The organism is Sphingomonas larreae (genome assembly GCF_051400595.1).
Lineage (GTDB): Bacteria > Pseudomonadota > Alphaproteobacteria > Sphingomonadales > Sphingomonadaceae > Sphingomonas.
Genome location: NZ_JBLFFI010000004.1, coordinates 209,930 through 222,887, shown reverse-complemented (window position 1 = coordinate 222,887; position 12,958 = coordinate 209,930). Strand labels below are relative to the sequence as shown.

The 12,958-nt window shown below is 67.6% G+C and carries 9 protein-coding genes and 1 pseudogene; 1 reads left to right on the top strand and 9 read right to left on the bottom strand.

Annotation, left to right across the window (positions count from 1 at the left end; translation table 11 throughout):
* Positions 1 to 169: 169 nt before the first annotated feature.
* From ACMGDM_RS15575 to ACMGDM_RS15565, 3 genes and pseudogenes are all read right to left on the bottom strand, one after another.
* Entirely contained in the window at positions 170 to 1,189 is a 1,020-nt protein-coding gene (locus ACMGDM_RS15575; RefSeq protein ID WP_436805026.1) for an SDR family oxidoreductase, read from the bottom strand.
* A gap of 290 nt (positions 1,190 to 1,479) precedes the next feature.
* A pseudogene (locus tag ACMGDM_RS15570) lies at positions 1,480 to 1,778 on the bottom strand (transposase); the annotation flags it as partial.
* A gap of 145 nt (positions 1,779 to 1,923) precedes the next feature.
* Positions 1,924 to 2,670 carry a hypothetical protein gene (locus tag ACMGDM_RS15565; RefSeq protein ID WP_436805025.1) on the bottom strand — a complete coding sequence of 249 codons (747 nt, stop codon included), beginning with the start codon at positions 2,668 to 2,670 and terminating at the stop codon, positions 1,924 to 1,926.
* A 503-nt stretch (positions 2,671 to 3,173) separates the two neighbouring features.
* On the opposite strand from ACMGDM_RS15565, the gene ACMGDM_RS15560 reads away from it, so the two are divergent.
* Positions 3,174 to 3,326: a hypothetical protein gene (locus ACMGDM_RS15560; protein WP_436805024.1), complete on the top strand. Its 153-nt coding sequence runs from the start codon at positions 3,174 to 3,176 to the stop codon at positions 3,324 to 3,326.
* Between the two features lie 272 nt (positions 3,327 to 3,598).
* Here ACMGDM_RS15560 and ACMGDM_RS15555 read toward each other — a convergent pair whose 3' ends face one another.
* The 6 genes from ACMGDM_RS15555 to ACMGDM_RS15530 form a co-directional block, all read right to left on the bottom strand.
* On the bottom strand, positions 3,599 to 5,983 hold the full coding sequence (locus ACMGDM_RS15555; RefSeq protein ID WP_436805023.1) for a serine/threonine-protein kinase: 2,385 nt from the start codon (positions 5,981 to 5,983) through the stop codon (positions 3,599 to 3,601).
* A gap of 70 nt (positions 5,984 to 6,053) precedes the next feature.
* A complete protein-coding gene (gene tssH, locus ACMGDM_RS15550; protein ID WP_436805022.1) occupies positions 6,054 to 8,711 on the bottom strand; it encodes a type VI secretion system ATPase TssH in 2,658 nt (885 codons plus the stop codon).
* Positions 8,708 to 9,751 carry a type VI secretion system baseplate subunit TssG gene (gene tssG, locus ACMGDM_RS15545; protein ID WP_436805021.1) on the bottom strand — a complete coding sequence of 348 codons (1,044 nt, stop codon included), beginning with the start codon at positions 9,749 to 9,751 and terminating at the stop codon, positions 8,708 to 8,710. Before tssG ends, tssH begins: the two co-directional genes overlap by 4 nt.
* Positions 9,715 to 11,592 carry a type VI secretion system baseplate subunit TssF gene (gene tssF, locus ACMGDM_RS15540; RefSeq protein ID WP_436805176.1) on the bottom strand — a complete coding sequence of 626 codons (1,878 nt, stop codon included), beginning with the start codon at positions 11,590 to 11,592 and terminating at the stop codon, positions 9,715 to 9,717. Before tssF ends, tssG begins: the two co-directional genes overlap by 37 nt.
* Entirely contained in the window at positions 11,592 to 12,119 is a 528-nt protein-coding gene (locus ACMGDM_RS15535) for a type VI secretion system baseplate subunit TssE (protein ID WP_436805020.1), read from the bottom strand. Before ACMGDM_RS15535 ends, tssF begins: the two co-directional genes overlap by 1 nt.
* Positions 12,116 to 12,925: a type VI secretion system accessory protein TagJ gene (locus tag ACMGDM_RS15530; protein WP_436805019.1), complete on the bottom strand. Its 810-nt coding sequence runs from the start codon at positions 12,923 to 12,925 to the stop codon at positions 12,116 to 12,118. The genes ACMGDM_RS15535 and ACMGDM_RS15530 overlap by 4 nt, the downstream gene beginning before the upstream one ends.
* Between the last annotated feature and the right edge of the window lie 33 nt (positions 12,926 to 12,958).

Below are 12,958 nucleotides of genomic sequence, written 5' to 3'. Positions count from 1 at the left end.
GTCCGAGCCGTCACAAAAAAGGGGTGGCGCCTTCGCGCCACCCCAGAAAAGAACCTCCCTCATGGAAGCCCTTCGGGTCGCCCTCGCGCTCTAGCAGGCGCGCCACTTTGCGCATTGGACGAATGCACCGGGTTGAACGGTCTTCTTTACAGCCGCCAGGCTCGCAAACTCAGCGCTTCGGAGTTGCCGCTCGGCTCAGCCCCACGATCGCGCCGACGCCAAGCGCCACCAACCCACCGGCGGCCCAAGGCAGCTTCTGCGCCTCCAGCATGAGGCTCGTCGACCTCGCATGCACCTTCTGCGAGCCGTGCGTGGTGCCATCGCTCCGTGCCTCGTAGAGGTTGTCACGACGAGCAGGGTCGCCCGGATCACTAGGCTTCTGCTGGATCCTGGTGCCGATCACTTCCATGGCGAGATCAGTCAGGCGCGGCGCGATCTGACCCACCAGCGAGGACAGGACGCCACCACCTCCCACGTACAGCTCGCGGCGCTGATTGGCACAGGCGAACAGGATCGCATCGGCGACCAGCGATGGATCGTAGAGCGGCGGGGGCAGCCGTGGTGCCTTGTCCATGAAGTTGCGCGCGTGCTCGGGATAGGGCGTGTCGACCGCGCCGGGCTTGATGAGGGTGACGGAAATGCCGGTGCGGTCACGCTCCAGTTCCATCCGCAGGGCGTCGGTCAGCGCCTGAACGGCATGCTTGGTGGCAGAGTATGGGCCCTGCTGGATGATGGCGCGATCGCCGAGGATGGAGCCGACGTTGATAATCGCGCCGCCTCCGCGGGTGCGTAGATGGCGCGCGGCGACGAGGCTGCCCTGAAGGGTGCCGAAGTAGTTCACGTCGAACGCCCTGCGATGATCGGCTACCGGCACCTGCTCCACGGTGCCGTAGGTCGCGGCCGCTGCGTTGTTTACCCAGCTGTCGAACCCGCCGAACGTCTCGATCGCGGTGTCCGCGATACGCTCGACATCGGCCTCGTTGGCCACGTCGCCGGCGACGACAGCCACCCGACCACCAGCGGTCCTCAGGTCGGCCGCGACGCGCTCGAGCGCCTCTTCGTTGCGCGCGGCAATCACGACAGCAGCGCCGCGGCGAACGGCCTCACGCGCGGTAGCAAGCCCGTTCCCGCTACTCGCACCGGTGATGACGATGATCTGGTCGGCAATAGGCTTCAGGCTCACGGCCATGGCACTCTCCGGTTTGATGCGCGGCCTAATCCCTTCGAGGAAAGGCCGCTCTCCGGTGTAACTCCTAGCTTTCGATGATGGGCTCAGCTCTCGAGCCCGATCGATCGACCTTACGCTCCCTCATGCCGCGAGCACTGGCCCGCTACGAAGAAGTCGACGTTCTCAGGCGGCGCAGCCGGTGCAATCCAAAGCTTAAAAACGTAGACGATTAGACCCACCACGACACCGCCGAGCGTGCTAAACAGCCGCAACCCGTCACGTAATCCGGGGCGTGCCGGCTCTTTACTGGATCGCGCCTTGAGGTAGGTCGCGTCGATCATCACCGTCTTCGGCTCAGCATCCTCCGCTGCCAAGCTGCCATCATTCGCGTGAACACGCCTGCCTCTCCCCAGCGCTTCCACCGGTCATAGAGCATCCTGGGTGGGCCGTAGGCAGCTGGCGCATCGCGCCTGCGCAGCCCGTTGCGATTGACTAACACGATGCCGCTCAACACCCAGCGGTCATCGACACGCGGCTTGCCGTGGCTCTTGGGAAAGAACGGACGCAGCCGCTCCATCTGCGCGTCCGTCTGCCAGAACAGGTCACTCATCACCAGGCTTCTTACGGACCTGAATCCGATCGCCGCCCTCCATCGATGGCTCCTGACCCTTGAGTGTCATTTCGCCCTCAGCCGGAACCGACCCCGGTATGTGCTGCGCCATCGGTTGACAAGGGCTTGGGACACAATCCGCTGATCAAGGAAGCGCATCCACTTGCCGCTTGATTTCATCCATCTCTGCATCTTCGAGCGGGAACCGTGTCTCTACCGCAATCTGTTGATAAAGCCGTAGAACAGCAGACTTTACAATGCTATCGTCAGCGTGCATTGCATTCTTACGCAACTGTTCCTTGTAATGCTTTATTCCTTTTGCCGGGATTTTATCTGCTTGGGAATGCAATATGTCCAGCTTGCCGGCGTAAGAATTTGAATTTGCCAGCGTTTCGGCGCGGCCATCCGCGCAAAGCTGTACGTAGCAATTTCTTAGCTGCTGGTAAGCGTTAAACATCCGGGCCTTATAGTTTAGTTCGACGTCTTTTCTTTGATATGAAAAAGATATAATACCCCGAGAAATATCCTTCACCTTATCTCGCAGCCCGTTTACCTCGAGAAAGCTGTCTGCCTCGTTGTAAATCTTTGGCAGGTAAGTGGTCTGAGACAACAGCTTTACCAGCAGCCGGTTGAGTTCCGTGCCCAGACCGCTCCCATGCGCAGCGAGGATAGTCTCTAGGTCTGAACCGCCGATCGCCGGTGAGGAGATGATCCAGTGGGCCGCCTGCTGTCCCGGACCAGCCTTCCCCGATTGGTAGACCGTCGTGGCGTCGGTGACAGCCTTTGCGTCGAGGATAGACCTAACCCTCAGTAGATACAGGAGACAGAACATGCGCGTCTGTTGAGCCAGCCTGTTCCGCGCGTGATTGCGAACGGTCATGGCATCAAGCATCGGTATGTCTATACCAATCTCCGAAGGATCGATTCGCTTAGTCTGAGGCACCCGGTGCTCCGCTTCTGGCGCGGCGCTGGCTTGCGCCGATGGGCGAATGTCGCGGAGCGCAGTGGCGAATACCTTTCAGCAGGGCGCGATAACGCTACAACGGTAGCGGGTACGAGCATATCGTTCGTTGAGAGAAGCTGGTCGAAATGAAGCACGTGACGCAGGTGATCGGTCGCGCGATCCACAGTTAGGTTGAACATCAAGGGATTGGCAGCAGCCTTCTCGACCATGTTCAAGCTACCGTCGCGATCGAAAACTTCCGCTTTCCATCACTTATTGCCGTTCGTTTTTCTCGGAATGCCCGCCGAAATCACGTTTCGAGGATCCGTTGGCGTTCTCGCAATGCGATCCTAATCGGGATGGTCGCTAAGCTTAGCGTACGATTGCGACCATCCTCTCACCGGCCCCTATTCGGCGGTGAGCAGGATATGCGCCGGGCCGAGCGGCGAGACATGGGCGAGCAGATTGCCGGGTGTGCCCATCCTTCGTCACGCCGGGCCTTGCACTGGATCGCGCGCGACCTTGGCCTTAACAAGAATTCCGCCACCGCGATCGTCGGTCGGGCGGGGGTGGAAACGGAACCCGTCATCGACGTGGTGGCCTGAGATGACGGAAAGCCAACGCTTTATCGATGTCATTTCGCCCCGAGCCGGAACCGACCCCCTTCTGCCTTGGCGGTCCCGCCGAGCGCATGAAGATGGGCTCGGAGAACATCGTCCCGCTAGTGCCTCCGACCGAGACTCTGCTGGCCTATATTGGCGACCTGAACCCGTTCGCTCGGGACGGCAATGAACGACTTGGCGAGTAGGTCGGCGCGGGGCAGCAGTGCCCGCGCAGCTTCTTTCGCGGCGCGGCCGCCCGGGTTGCAGCCGTCGCGTCAGCACCCTCCATCAGTCGCGACGTCCCGCCACCGGCTCCCGCGCTGTTCCTGGATGTGCCCGCCCGCGCGGCGAAAGAGCCGCTTCTTGAACATGACGCTGGAAACGCTGCAGCGACCTATCATAGCCCGGGCGATGCACGTGTGGCGGCTCGAAGCGCTAACGTTCTGCCAGCGTCCGCTGAAGGCTTGGCACATGGCATCATCGTTGTCGTTGCCGCTCCCGCGGAGGGCTTCGATGCGGGCGAGTTCGCGTCGGTTGGCCTGGGCAGAGTCGGCTGCCGCTCGCGCGCGCTCGGCGGCGAGCGCTGGAAGATCCTCGCTACCCGGCTTCAATCCGGCGAATGGCACAGTCAGTTTCGTCGGGCGCGCGGGACGAAGCGAGCCGTCGGCGGCTATGGGTCGGACGGGTACGGCGGGAACGGCTTTCCCACTCGCCGGCGGCCGGGCAATCCGCACCCATTCGGCATATACGCGCATCTGCTGACTGCCGCCCTGATCGGCAACCCGCGTTGCGAAGTCGCCGGGAGGCAGGGCAGGAACGCCGGTCTGGAGCCCAAGGTCGATCGCACCGCGGCTCCTGAGCAGGAAGACCGCCGCGGCGCCCTGCTGCGTAAAGCACAGCGCTGCGTGGCGGGCACCGTCGGCACCGACGTTGAACGCCTCGGGTGTCTGACGCGCGCGCTTGTCGAACTCCACACGCGAGCCTGCGATCTGGAGCAGGCGCCCGTCTGGCTGGAGCACGACGATAGCGAACTCGCTGCCGGGGTCCAAGTCCGGCACGGCGATATCGGCGGTCGCGCCGCCGACGCAGTTGCGACCGCCCGTTCCGAGCGGCAGGTCTAGCGCGGACAGCTCGAGCAACCCCGTGGCCTTTTCCAAGCCTGCGGTGCGGAAGGGGCGTAGCGCGTCCACGGTTCCGCATTGGGTGACGTTGACCCAGCGGAGTTCGGTCATGTCGACCCTGCCCGTAATGGTTGCACCCGCGTCGAGGCGGCGATGCACGGCGTCGAGACTGCCCGCGCCGCCCGACAGCGCGACCGGACCATCCTCCCGGGTAGGGCGGGCGCTGGCCCAGGTACAGGGCATGTCCTCCAGCATCGCCGCAACGCGGGAGGCGCGATCAGCGGCCGACAGGCTCGACGCTGCACCCCCGGTCGTCGCGACGGGCGGCCGGGCCGGCGCGGCGTGTGGCACGGGCGGAAGGGAAGGGGCGCGATGAAGCGCGTAGCCGATAACACCCAAGCCGCCAAGCATCGGCATGGCGATGTAGAGCCACTTACGCCGGCCGGGACGGGGACGAGCGATTTTCGTGGCAACGCAGGCGGGCTTGGTCGTGGCGGCGCGCTGCCGGGGCGGCGGGTCGGTGCGGTCACCGCGCCGCGACGGGGGGGGAGTGCTGTCGATGGTCGCGAGCTGCGTCGTCTCGGCGAGGACGGGCCGCGCCGACGGTGTCGTTACGAGCGGGGGTACGCTCGGGACGGCTGGGCCGGGCTTGTCCGGTGCCTTGCTTGCAGCGCGCAATGTCACGGGCGCATCATCGTCGAGGCGGATGGCGTCGAGCGCGACGATCACCTCGCGCATCGAGCGGATCCGCTGTGAGGGGTCGGGGGCGAGCATCCGCCGCAACAGCGGCTCGAGGCTCGGCGGTATGTCTGTGAGGTCGGCGCCGTCGCGGCGCCGTTCGACGGCCTCGGATAGGGTCGTGCCCATCGCCGGCGCTCGGCCGCGCGCATAGGCGAGCAGCACCAGCGCGGTGCTGTAGATATCGGTCCATGGTCCGATCTCGCGGCCGAAGGCGCCGAACTGCTCGGGCGCGACATAGCCGAGCTTGCCCGCGAACCCCTCGCCGACGACGGTTTCAGCGGCGAAATCGAGGCTCTTGGCGATGCCGAAGTCGATGATCTTGGCGCGCTCGATGCGGCCGTCGGGCAGGAGGACGTTGTCGGGCGACATGTCGCGGTGGATCGCGCCGTGATCGTGCGCCGCCTCGATCCCCGCGGCGAGCCGGTGCGCCAGTGTCACCACCGCTCGCACCGTCGGGCGCTCGCCGTCGAGGTGAAAAGTGATCGGCTCGCCGTTGATGAAGTCGGTAACGATGTAATGCAGGTCGAGCACGGGATCGCGCGCGAACACGCGATAGTGCACGATCGCGGGATGCGCGATCTGCGTCAGTACGCGGGCCTCCTTGCGGAACAGCGCGACAATCTTGGGGTCACTTGCGAGATGGCTGCGTATCGCCTTGATGGCGACACGCTCGTCGGACTCGACGTTCACGCCTTCGAACACTTCGCCCATGCCGCCGCGGGCGATGAAGCGCTCGACCTTGTAGATGCCGTTGAGCAGGTCGCCGGGTACCAGCGCGCCGTCGCGGCGCGGCGGCACGGTGCGCGCCTCCGGACCGGTGGCGACATCCGTGCGGTCGCTCATCTCGCGTTCTCCGGTGCAGCGCCCATCATGCCGCGGCGGCCGGAAGCGGGTCCGACGGCGGTGTCGTCGCCGCTGGCTCGGCCTCGGTGAAGGCGTAGGTGAAGCCCGTCTCGCCCGCGCCGACATGGATCGCGACGAGGCGGACGCCCGCGAGTTGGCGCTCGATCAGCGCGGCCGAGAGCTGGGGCAACATCGTGTTGGTCAGGACGGCGTCAATCATGCGACCGCCCGACGCTACGTCCTGGCAGCGCGACACGATCAGGTCGACCGCGGCGTCGTCATACTCGAGCGTCGCGCCATGGTTCTCCGCGACCCGGCGGACGATGCGGCCGAGCTGGAGCTCGATGATGCTGCGCAGCATGGCCGGTGACAGCGGCAGGTATGGCAGCACGACCAGGCGGCCGAGCAGCGCGGGCGGGAACACCTCCAGCAGCGGCGGGCGCAGCGCCGCGGCGAGCCCCTCGGCAGTAGGCTTCAGATCCTCGTCCTCGCACAGTGAGGTAATGAGGTCGGTGCCGACGTTGGAGGTGAGCAGGATCAGCGTGTTGCGGAAGTCGATGAAGCGACCCTCGGCATCCTCCATGTAGCCCTTGTCGAAGACCTGGAAGAACATCTCGTGGACGTCGGAGTGCGCCTTCTCGATCTCGTCGAGCAGCACCACCGAATAGGGCCGCCGCCGCACCGCCTCCGTCAGGACGCCGCCCTGGCCGAAGCCTACGTAGCCCGCGGGCGCGCCCTTCAGCGTCGAAACGGTATGCGCCTCCTGGAACTCGCTCATATTGATCGTGACGAGGCTGTCCTCGCCCGAGTAGAGCAGCTCCGCGAGCGCGTGCGCGGTCTCGGTCTTGCCGACACCCGACGGGCCGCACAGCAGGAACACGCCGACGGGCTTGGATGGATTGTCGAGCCGCGCGCGCGTCGTACGGATGCGCCTGGCGATCGCGTCCATCGCATGGTCCTGCCCCACCACGCGGCGCTTGAGCCGATCCTCGATGACGAGCGCGGCGGCGAGCTCGTCCTTGACCATCCGGCCGACCGGGATCCCGGTCCAATCCCCCACCACCGCCGCGACGATGTCGGCATCGACCTCGCCGAACACCATCGGCGTGTCGCCGCGTACGCGCGTCGCGCTGGCGACCGCATCATCAAGGGCGGCCGGATTGCCGCCCTCCTCTGCGCGCAGCATGGCCACGCGGCCGACCTCCTCGCGCTCAACGGCCCATTTTGCCTCCAGCCCGGCAAGCGCGGCGCCCGCCGCCCCCAGTGCCTCGTCGAGCGGCGCGAGCCGCTCCGCGCCGGTGTAGCGCGCCGCGTACTCGCGGAGGGCGATCTCGCGCTCCAGCCTCAGGAGCTCGATGCGGCGGCGCGCATCCTCGACCGGGGCAGGGGTGGCGTGCTGCGACACGGAGACGCGCGCAGCGGCGGTGTCGAGCAGGCTCACGGCCTTGTCGGGAAGCTGGCGCGCTGGGATGTAGCGCTGCGACAGCCGCACCGCCGCCTGAACCGCTTCGTCGAGCACCACGACATCGTGGTGGCGCTCGATCGCGTGTTTTAGCGAACGAAGCATGGCGGTGGCGCGATCCAGATCAGGCTCCTCCACCGCAATCGGCTGGAAGCGACGGGTGAGCGCGGGATCCTTCTCGAAATATTGACGGTATTCGGCCCAGGTGGTTGCCGCGATGGTGCGGAGCCGGCCGCGCGCCAGCGCCGGCTTCAGCAGGTTGGCGGCGTCGCCTGTGCCCGCCTGGCCGCCCGCGCCGATCAGCGTATGCGCCTCGTCGATGAACAGGACGATCGGACGAGTCGAGCGCTCGACCTGGTCGATAATCTGGCGCAGCCGTTTCTCGAACTCGCCCTTCACCCCCGCGCCCGCTTGCAGCAGTCCGATGTCGAGCGCGTAGAGCGTGACGTCGGCGATCGCGGGCGGCACGTCGCCGTCGGCGATGCGGCGCGCCAGCCCTTCGACGATCGCGGTCTTGCCCACCCCGGCCTCGCCGGTGAGGATCGGGTTGTTCTGGCGGCGGCGCAGCAGGATGTCGATCGCCTGGCGGATCTCGGCGTCGCGGCCAACGATCGGATCGATCTCGCCTGCCCGCGCGCGCGCTGTCAGGTCAATGGCGTAGCGCGCGAGCGCATCGGCGCCTTCGGTCGTCGCAGAGGCGACGCCCTCCGGCAACCCCGCCGGCGTGGCGGCGTCATCGCCGCGTTCGCCCGAGGCGGCGGTGATCGCCGCAAACTCGGCGCCGAGCCGGCCAACGGCGACCTTGCGCCACTCGGCGGAGGTCTGAAGCAGGATACCGCGCAGCGTCGGCGTCTTCAGCATCGCGAAGAGCAGGTGCCCCGAGCGGACCCGCGGTGCGCCGAACAGAAGCGAGGCGAACATCCAGCCTCTGTCGATCGCTTCCTCGATCTGCGGCGCGAAGTCGTTCACGGCGCTGGCGCCGCGCGGCAGCCGGTCAAGCGTGGCGACCAGATCGCCCGCGAGCCGCGCCTCGTCGATCGCGAAGGCGCCACGGATCGCGGCCACGTCGTTGTGCGCGTCCCGGACCAGCACGTGCAGCCAGTGGACGAGCTCGACATAGGGGTTGCCACGCATACGGCAGAGGCCGGTGGCAGTCTCGATCGCCTTCATGGCGGTGGGGCTGAGACGGCCGAACAGGGCCGACCGGCTGATATCGGTCACGCTGCGATCTCCTGTTTGATGCGGCGTGCCAGCCGCCGTGCGTTGACACCGAGGCGGGCGTCGGCGCGAACCCGGCCGGGCGCGACGGGCGCGCTCCAGCTCGACCAGCCGAGCTGGGCGGACCCGCCCAGGCGCGCGGGACGGATCGCCTCGGAGGCCACCGCCAACTCGAGCGCCCAATCGAGGTGCGGCGGCGCGAATGCGTCCGCCGCCTCAAGCAACAGGGCAAAGCGTGCGCCGCCGGGCAAGAGATCGCGATGTTCGCGCGCTGTGCGGACGTGGACGACGATTCTAAAGGCATCCTCCAGCGTAAAGACGCGCGTGCCGGCCAGGGCGTCCCGGCCCAGCGTAGCGAAGCCGCCGCCGAGCACTGTGCGATCGCCTGGCTCGACATCGCGCCACTGCGCGACATGCTCGACCACGCGCACAGGCAAGCGAAGTAGGTCCGACAGCGCGTCGGCGATCGCGGCGGGGCTGCGCGGCCCGGCGAAGAGCGCCGCGTAGCGCAGGCGTGCGGGCGCGGGAAACACGCTGTCGGCGCACGCGCCGTCCTGCGCGCCGCTGAGCGCGGCGATCATGCCGCCAAAGCGATCGTCATCCGAGCGATCGAGGCTGGCGGCGGGAACGGCCGACGCCCAGGCGCGATAGAAGAGCTGGAGCATGCGCCCCGCGAGCACATCGAGGAAGCGCCCATACGGGCGCTGGCGCGCGTGGCGCCGCTCGTCCGCCGCATATTCGGTGAGATGGAGTGGCAGTGGCCCCATCGGCCCGGTCAGACCGAGCCACTGACCTGCTACCGTAGCGCGCCCGGCGTCAACGGTGATGGCGTCGAGCGTTGCGGCGGGAAAGGTGAGGGTTGGGGTGTGGATCATCGCCACGACATCGTTGGCGGGTAGCTTCGACGTGCCGATCAGCGGCAGCGCGGGCGCGCGCGCCTCTGCGCCGCGCAGCAGCGCGAGCGGCGAGAGGCCGGCGACGCGCGCCGCGGCCCGCTCCAGATAGCTCAGATGGTCGGACGCTGGCCGAGGCGCGCGGGCCATTGCGCGAACATCCCTTGCTGGGAACCGTGGAAACTCGACTCGACGAAGCTGTTGATCGCGGCGAATTCGGCGAGGAAGCGCTCGACCACCGCGCCGAACAGGAACATTCGCCCGTTCTCGTAATTCGCCTCGTCGAGCTCAATCCGCAGATGCTGGCCGCGCACGAAGGCGGGGCGCGTGCAATCCGGCATGCGCCGCGACACCGGGGTGGCGCGGACCGAGCGCACACCGTCCACCTCGCGCCGCAGCGCCGGATCGTCGACCCGCCCATAGAGCGCGAGATGGCTGCGCAGGACCTCTGGACTGCCATCGGGATCGCGCGCGAAGCCGGTGTAGTTGGGCGTGAGATGGCCGATGACGCGCCATGCGGCATCGCCGATGCCGAGCGGCGGGCGCGGCTTCGTCGGCGCGCGCAGCAGCGTGATCGCGCGCACCGGCACGCCCTCCGCTACCAGCGGAGCGCCGCTGGTGCGGATCATGCCGGCGAGCTCGCGATTGGTGACGAGCGCGCGCAGCGACAGCTCGACGATCTCGTCCATTCGCTCGGGCCGGCCCGGGGCGGTGAGGCTGATCCAGGTCTCGGTGCCGACATAATCGTCGCGGCGGCGCACGCGCTGCTCGCGGGTCGAAAGACGGCGCGGGCGCATACGCGTGGCGAAGAACAGCGCCTCGCCCCATTCATAGAGCTGCCCGGCATAGTCGTAAAGCGGCGCCACCTGGCGCAGATCGGCCGCCTCGCGGCCATGCGCCTTCACGTCGAGCAGCCGGTAGATCTCGAAATCAAGCGGGCGCGCGCGATCGGCGATCACCTGCCGTTCGTGATCGAACGCGCCGATCTGGACGCGGTCCAGCTGCTTCTCGAAAAGGTTGATCGCCGGCGTCGCGAACAGGCGCACGTTGGCGGAGGAAAGCGCCCCCGCGAGCTCGGTCGCGGCACGGCGGCAGAGGATGACGAGATCGCACGCCTCGTCGTCCGTGTGCGCGGCAAAGGCGGCGGCGAGCCCGTCCAGCCGCACGAATTGGAATCGCTCCGGGCAGGCGAAATATTCGGCGAGGATGCGATAGCCGCGATGCGAGCGCCGCTCCGCCGTGAGCAGCGCCGCGGCATCCTCGAAGCCGTGTTGCGCGGGCAGCGGAAGGCGCACGCCCCTGCCTGCGCCTGCGCCCGCGGCGGACGGTGCCACCGCGACCACCGCCGCGGCGTCGCCGATCATCTGGCGGTACAGCTCGCCAGCGATCACGCCATCACCGTCGAGGTAGAGCGGCAGGCTGTCGGCGGCGATCGCGCCGAGCTTCGCGCCGCCGGTGGTGCGGAGGCGGATGCGGATCCCCGCCTCCACCGTATTGCCGGCCGGGGCGCCAGCGAGATAGGGCGCGACCGCGGCGCGCGTGGCGAGATACTCCACCTCCTCGACCTGCAGCGGCCACAGCATGACATCGTGGCCGGTGCGGAAGATCACCGGAGTGGAGTCCCGATCGTTGGCGGTCGCCTGCATTCGGGTATGGCGCGGTACCGCGATCCCGGCCGCCAGCGTGCCATCACCCATGCGCGGCTCGAACCCGACGACGCACATCGACGGGGTGGGCGCGAGATAGTGCGGCTGGATGACGTTCAGCAGGTGCTGGGTGAAATCGGGAAACTGATCCTGCAGCTTGAGCTGGACGCGCGCGCCGAGGAAGGCCACCCCCTCGAGCAGCCGCTCGACATGCGGATCGACATCGGCCGCCGCGCCCAGCCCGAGGCGGCCGGCGACGGTCGGAAACTCCTCGCCGAAGCGCCGCGCGCTCTCGCGCAGGTGCACCAGCTCGTCGTTATAGGCATGGAGCAGGCGCGGATCCATCACGCGTCCCGCACGCTCGCGACGCCGGTCTCCAGCTCGACATCGGTGCGAATCTCCACCGGCAGCGCGCGCACTGCCGTGGTGATATCGCCGCGGATCACGAAACTGACGCTGTTGAGCTTCGCGTCCTCGAGCATTGGCACCACCTCGAGGCTGCCGCGCTCGACGCGCGGCTCGTAGCGCAGGATCGCCTCGCGCATGTCGCCCGCGCGGGCGTTCACTCCGTCCTGCGTCAGCAGCGTGCCGCTGAGATCGCCGAGACCGTAGTTGAGCGTCGAGGTCGCGACCTCGGGCGTCGCGGAGAGATCCTGCACCGCGGCGAGATTGGTTGTATTGAGCAGCCAGCCGAGCTCTCGCAGCAGCGTCGAGCGCAGCCCCGCCTCGTTGAAGCGCTCGACTCGCGGCACCGACAGGTAGCCCAACCCATCCACCGCGATGCTGGCGCGCCCGCTATCGTCGCGCGCGGACTCCGGCCCGCTGTCGCCGATGAGCTTGTCGAAGAGAGTGGGATCGATACGCGGCGTCATGACGGCGGCGAGAAGCGGATCTGTCGAAACGAGAGAATGCCGACGTCGTCGCCGTTGCTAAGGGTCCACACGCGCTGGCCGGCGCCGCGCACGACGGTGTCGCCCTCGCGCCATTCGGTGCGCTGCGCGAGGCGCAGCTGAGCGTCCTCCTCGGCCGCGGCGCCGGGATAGCGCGCGGGCAGCAGCGCGGCGACTGAGCCGCCGTCGCGCAGCCGCACCTCGGCGGGCAGCCAGACGAGATCGCGCAGGTCAATCGGACCGTCGGTCTTGATCTCCTCGACTGCGCAGAACGGCAGCAGCCCCCAGCGGCCGCCGACGATCGCCTCGAACGCGGGGCCGAAGCGGCCGTCGCCATCGAAGATATAGTCGAACGGCTGACCGTCGACCTCCCCCGGAGTGTCGGGCGAGGCGTCGAAGGCGCGCGCGCGCATCTCGGCGGCCTCGTCGGCACCGGCCGCGAAGGCGTTCGCCAGGTCCACCGCCCAGATCGGCGACGCATGGAGCAGCTCGGCCGGGTCGACTCCGCCGCAGGCGAGGTCTCGCACAATCTCGCCATCGATCGTCTTGTTATACGCGACCGCGAGCATCTGCGCCTCGGGCGAGAGCTGCGCCAGCGCGCGCAGCTGCGCGCGCGCCTTGTCCCAAACGCCATTTATGCAATGGAGCTGGAACAGGAACATGCGGGCGCGCTGGTCGTCCGGCCGATCGCGGAGCCCTTCGCGCAACCGCTCGATGGCACCCGCGATATCGCCTGACCGCACCTGCAATCCGATCGTCGCCTCCAGATCCTTGGCGTTGCCAATCATGCCGGTTCCTCGTTGCGGAAGCCTTCAAAGTGC

Coding starts and splice junctions, on each gene's coding strand:
- ACMGDM_RS15575 (WP_436805026.1), bottom strand. CDS start 1,189: ATGGCCGTGAGCCTGAAGCCTATTGCCGACCAGATCATCGTCATCACC.
- ACMGDM_RS15565 (WP_436805025.1), bottom strand. CDS start 2,670: ATGCTTGATGCCATGACCGTTCGCAATCACGCGCGGAACAGGCTGGCT.
- ACMGDM_RS15560 (WP_436805024.1), top strand. CDS start 3,174: ATGGGCGAGCAGATTGCCGGGTGTGCCCATCCTTCGTCACGCCGGGCC.
- tssG (WP_436805021.1), bottom strand. CDS start 9,751: ATGGCCCGCGCGCCTCGGCCAGCGTCCGACCATCTGAGCTATCTGGAG.
- tssF (WP_436805176.1), bottom strand. CDS start 11,592: ATGGATCCGCGCCTGCTCCATGCCTATAACGACGAGCTGGTGCACCTG.
- ACMGDM_RS15535 (WP_436805020.1), bottom strand. CDS start 12,119: ATGACGCCGCGTATCGATCCCACTCTCTTCGACAAGCTCATCGGCGAC.
- ACMGDM_RS15530 (WP_436805019.1), bottom strand. CDS start 12,925: ATGATTGGCAACGCCAAGGATCTGGAGGCGACGATCGGATTGCAGGTG.